This is a genomic window from Secundilactobacillus malefermentans DSM 5705 = KCTC 3548, from assembly GCF_001436395.1.
GTDB lineage: Bacteria > Bacillota > Bacilli > Lactobacillales > Lactobacillaceae > Secundilactobacillus > Secundilactobacillus malefermentans.
On sequence record NZ_AZGJ01000086.1, the window covers coordinates 1 to 3,398 of the forward strand.

Consider the following 3,398-nt stretch of genomic DNA (forward strand, 5'->3'; position numbering starts at 1 on the left):
CCAATATTTGGGGTTCACTTCAACTCATTAATTTGGGTGGTGTTTTTTTATTGTCTAATAAAATTTTGATTTTATAACGTGATATAAACGCATTCTGCTTAATTTAAACGGACAAGTATACATCTAAAAGGTGAACGTGTTGTCTGAGAGCGCGTAATTATTTACTTTTTTCTTTGTTAGCATCGCTGGATTCCAAAGCCTGCATTTGAGTCGTAAGCGTATTTTGTTCAGGTTAAATTAAAATTGCAAGTTACTTATTACAAGATACAAGTTACAGATTACAAGTTACTTGTAATCTGTATCTGGGTGACTCTTTTTATAGCTTCGAAGCCCACGCTTTATTATGTCATCTAAAATCTCAACCATTTTTGTATTTTCTTCGAAGGCAATTTTTCGAATATCATTGTAAAATGATTCTCTAACTCGTAATGGTTTTGTTTTTTCTTTTCGTTTAAAAGGAGAGTCGCCATCTTTTAATTGACTCTCTGCATCAATCTGATCTAAAAGACTTTTCTTTTCCGGCATATTCTACTCCTCCAACAGATTAATTCGTGATAGAGCTTCATCTAATACTACTTGATACATATATAAAGCCCTTTTGTCCCACATATCCTCATCTTTAATTCCACTTTTTCCGAAACGTTTAACACGTTCTCTTTGAAATATGTTCCCATGAAATAGGGCTTTTCCAAAGGCTTGATTAGCGGCTTTCAACACTTCATGATCGACAGGTCCGTCTTTTTTAACCAGATAGGCAATAATGCCAAGCAAATCAAATGATTTGTCATAGTCTTTTCTAAGCCCTTGAAGATAGCTTACAAATTTTAAAGAACTTGAGTAAGATTGCTCTTGAGTCTGCATAACCATAATTACGTAATCTGAGGCTAAAACGGCATTATTTGTATATGCTGATAGCGTTGGCGGAACGTCTATTAAAATATAATCATAATCATTTCTAATTTTTGTTAGCAAAGTTTTTAAAAATAGTGGTCGGTCACTTTTCTTATAATCTTCAAGCATATCAGGAAGCAAAGATAAGCTCCAATCACTAGGCATCAGATCAAGGTAATCTGTGACGTGTGCAATGGACTCAGATAAATCCAGATTCTTAATACCATCAGTTAAACTTTTGGAATTTTTTTGTTTGAATACAGGAAATGTTTTTTCTATAATTTCACTAGCATTTCCTTGTGGATCAAAATCAATTAATAAGGTTTTTCTATGGGCTTTATTTAATAGATAAGAAAGGGTTACACAAGTTGTTGTTTTTCCAACTCCACCTTTAAAGTTTCCTATCGTGATCGATGTGGTCATACAGGATCCTCCAGACTTGAACTTATTAGTTCATAGTCATTGTAATGCAACGAGCATAGCAATTCAACGTAAATATAAAGATACAAATTACAAGTATCAAATTACATGAAACTTGTTACAAATTACTTTTGTTATTTTTGCGATTTTTGTTTATAAACAAGCTGAATAGTGGTATGGTTAATTCATAAAATAGAACATAAAAAAACACCCACCGACTGGAATCGGTGAGCGCCACAAAAAAGTTATCATTGTTTAATGACTATTATATCATGGCCGGTGCGATTTTTAAAGCCCTAGGGGACAAGCTGGGGTCTAAATCCAAGGGGACACGTTTGCCAGGGCGACTTCAATAAGTCTGGCTATACCACAACAAGGCTATCTGTACGGCTGGGTGGTGAATGGTGAGCGCGACCATTAACGGCGCGGGTGGTAAAACGAAGCTTCGGCTTGGTGCCATTGATTAGTTGGTGATCGAACAAAAATAAATACGTATCATCAACGCCTTCTAGGGCGTTTTTTAGTAGGCTAAACCGAAAACGTAGGTTTATAATGAGTGGTGGTAGCAATACCGCAATTGTACAGACAAGCGACGGGCGTTAACGACCGACGAACTAAGGGGAAACCTTAGCGTAGAATTGTACTCTGGTTCAGTTATTCCAAATAGCTGTTTCCAGGGAACAATTCTGCGCTCAAAACGTCACTCCCTCTAAACTGAATGGAAAACCGTAACCCGTCAAGTCAAAACCAACATTAGAATCAAGAAAGTTGATGATTTAAAATGCTTGATTTAAGAGATTGTGAGATTGCTTTTACCGGACGTCTAACTACCATGACTCGGGATCAAGCTTTTAGTTTGGCGAAAGTCTTTGGGGCGAAACCACAAAATTGGGTTACGAAACAGACAGATTATTTAGTGGTTGGGTTAATTGAGACGGCTTTAGGTGAGGAGCCCATCACAAAAAAGTTATTGACGGGAACACCAACGATTTCAGAACGGGATTTTTTGGACTGGTGTCAGGCACGATTGGCGCAATGGTCTAGGAGTTTAGGCGGTTAAATTCACAAAGTGAGTTTACTGATTTTTTGGGGATTTTTCATCTAGACCACTCCTCTCCCGTCAAATTTCACAAAGGAAAAATAACGGATCGTTGTTTTATCAGGGAGTGAGGGGTTTACTTGGGATAAGCCGCCTTATGTGAAGTAGAAATTGGTATACTAAAAAAGGCTCCCGGTTTAACACTGGAGGCCTTTTTTCTAGGTTACATATTTTGAGGATGAATGTTTTTATCTGCGTAGCTTTTACTTGGGTGCTGTAACATGATGAATACTGCTTAGTTTTTGGTGCCGTACCCCACAACAAATGCGGCGCTTCATTGGCATATCTTAAATGCTAAGTACCGAGTTGAGAAATATCACAAAGATATTGGCGTCATAATCCCACTTGATGATGAAGAACTTAAACCGCTAATGACTAAAGCCTTGAGACGCTACTTTAACGTCCTAAGAAGTAATGAGAAGCACATCAAGAACGTGGAAAATTACCTGTACGGCACCATGCAAAACCTATTTGGCGTTTGGTGGAATAAACAAGCGGCTAGAGAATATGCGGCCAAACACCCCGAAGAAGAAAAGTCGGCCGACAACGATAACAGTGGGTTGTACTACTAGCCCTAAAAGGCTACAAAGTCCTTTCTAAACGGTTTTGAGACTTGCTAAGCTTTTATACTTAGGTTAGATTTAAATGGCTTAAGCAGAAGAATAGGGGCTTTTAAATGAGCGCCAGAGCTAACCGGGCTAACCAGCTCAAAAGTTCAGCCTTTAGATCAACGCCAAGCTCAAATGATTTGAGGCCAGGGCTTTATCTATTGATGAGGTACTCAAAAGGTAGTATAATGGTAGTAGCAAAAGAAAGGAGATGAGACAATCATGGCAGTTAATGAAAAGAAACGGGTCCAAGTCAAGATTGATAAAGATTTGGCCGATGATACCGAAGCAGTTTTAAGCGAATTGGGCTTAAATCCAACCACGGCCATTAACATGTTTTACAAGCGGATTGTTGCTAATGGTGCTTTACCTTTTAATGC

At 38.0% G+C, this 3,398-nt stretch carries 4 protein-coding genes and 1 pseudogene; 3 read left to right on the forward strand and 2 right to left on the reverse strand.

The genetic code is table 11. The annotated features are described in order from the left end of the window. Positions 1-285: 285 nt before the first annotated feature. Both FD44_RS09650 and FD44_RS09655 read right to left on the reverse strand, forming a co-directional pair. Positions 286-525, reverse strand: a complete 240-nt coding sequence (locus FD44_RS09650) for a hypothetical protein (RefSeq protein ID WP_011669001.1) — start codon at positions 523-525, stop codon at positions 286-288. 3 nt (positions 526-528) lie between these two features. Further along, positions 529-1,314 (reverse strand): ParA family protein, encoded by a 786-nt coding sequence (locus FD44_RS09655; RefSeq protein ID WP_056973916.1) that lies wholly within the window; start codon positions 1,312-1,314, stop codon positions 529-531. A 778-nt stretch (positions 1,315-2,092) separates the two neighbouring features. Here FD44_RS09655 and FD44_RS09660 point away from each other — a divergent pair. The 3 genes and pseudogenes from FD44_RS09660 to FD44_RS09670 all read left to right on the forward strand — a co-directional run. After that, positions 2,093-2,371, forward strand: coding sequence for a BRCT domain-containing protein (locus FD44_RS09660; RefSeq protein WP_020923847.1), 279 nt, complete (start codon positions 2,093-2,095; stop codon positions 2,369-2,371). A gap of 270 nt (positions 2,372-2,641) precedes the next feature. Beyond that, a pseudogene (locus FD44_RS09665) lies at positions 2,642-2,982 on the forward strand (replication initiator protein A); the annotation flags it as partial. Positions 2,983-3,240: 258 nt separating this feature from the next. Continuing rightward, a partial coding sequence (locus FD44_RS09670) for a type II toxin-antitoxin system RelB/DinJ family antitoxin (RefSeq protein ID WP_156656225.1) occupies positions 3,241-3,398 on the forward strand: 158 nt, incomplete at its 3' end.

Bases quoted from the DNA above. Each gene is read 5' to 3' on its own strand.
- FD44_RS09650 (WP_011669001.1), bottom strand. From the start codon at position 525: ATGCCGGAAAAGAAAAGTCTTTTAGATCAGATTGATGCAGAGAGTCAA.
- FD44_RS09655 (WP_056973916.1), bottom strand. From the start codon at position 1,314: ATGACCACATCGATCACGATAGGAAACTTTAAAGGTGGAGTTGGAAAA.
- FD44_RS09660 (WP_020923847.1), top strand. From the start codon at position 2,093: ATGCTTGATTTAAGAGATTGTGAGATTGCTTTTACCGGACGTCTAACT.